Origin of the sequence: Psychrobacter sp. Ps6, from assembly GCF_022129235.1 — a bacterium.
Classification (GTDB): domain Bacteria; phylum Pseudomonadota; class Gammaproteobacteria; order Pseudomonadales; family Moraxellaceae; genus Psychrobacter.
In genome coordinates this window covers 1-1231 of sequence record NZ_JADQAI010000148.1, presented here as the reverse complement: position 1 = coordinate 1231, position 1231 = coordinate 1, and the positions used below count along the sequence as shown (strand labels likewise).

Annotated in this window: 1 protein-coding gene; it reads right to left on the bottom strand. The window is 29.4% G+C overall.

Annotation, left to right across the window (positions count from 1 at the left end; all coding sequences use genetic code 11):
• Nucleotides 1-227 precede the first annotated feature (227 nt).
• Nucleotides 228-827, bottom strand: a complete 600-nt coding sequence (locus I3255_RS14470) for a hypothetical protein (RefSeq protein WP_238039447.1) — start codon at nt 825-827, stop codon at nt 228-230.
• Nucleotides 828-1231 lie beyond the last annotated feature (404 nt).

Here is a 1231-nt window from a genome sequence, read left to right as displayed (position 1 = left end):
TTATTGATCTAACGCATTTATCATACAAAAATAATGGAATTGAATATTTCATTATAGAGCGAAACACTTTTTTGCTATCAAACCATATCTTTGTTTCTACTTAAAGCTAATCATATCTTCAAGCAACACTATTGCCAGTCTTGTTATATCTTACCGCTTAGAATTATGTCCAAATGATTTGTTATAAAGATTTGGACATAATTAAATCATTTTACATCTAATCAATATTATGTATTACGATATTTTTCCCATATCTTATCAAGGTAAATTTCGCCGACTCTATGTCCATAACTACTGGTTTCATGTTTATTTAAAGAATTATATAAAGTTGCTACTCTTACTACACAGGGTTCATTAAGTCTTAACGCAATTCGTTTTAAGACTACCGCCGCTAAATGAACTCGTGCCATTTCAGAATATTTAATATCTTTCATCGAATAACCTAATTGATGCACGATGGGTTCCCAAAGCTGATAATTAATATTAATGGGGAATGGGTTTGGATGAGATCGATGAAAAGGGTTTGAGTGACAATTTCGCGTTTCCATATATATGATCGCTTTCAACAAATTCTCATCAATCCCGACACTATTAGCAATATCATCAATAAAATCAAGAACACTACAATCAAAGCCATAACTCTCATAGGCCGTAATCCAATTTTTATAGTAACTGGACATTTCTACCGTAAAAAGAGCAGTTCTATCATTATTGATAACATTCACTCGATGTTGATAAATAGTAATGTTCGTCAACTTCATTTTTGTATTTGAGGAAAGTAAAAATTTTTCTTTGAAATTATGAGGAGTAATTTTAACTCTAGCCATAAATTATAACCTACTGCTACCTTATTGTTATTTTGCGCAGGAATTATAATTCATAATATTATTAGTCAATTTTATACTATCTATTTTTGACTCATATTTAACAGCGTTTATAAATTATGCATTAATTATCCTATAAACTATTATTTAATGATAAATATAACAATTAAATCTTGACACTAATTTACAAATAAATCGGTCGACATTATTGTTTTATAAATATAAATGACAAAATTAACGATATTTAAATACGGTATGTTGATTAATCTAAGTGAGTTATCTCATCCCACTTAAACTGAAAAGTGGTGTAATACCCAAGCGATTAAGTTAAGTTGCACTCACAATACTGTGTATCTTAACGTCACTTGGGTATAGAGTAAGAGGATTAGTTAGGCTTTTGATCTGTC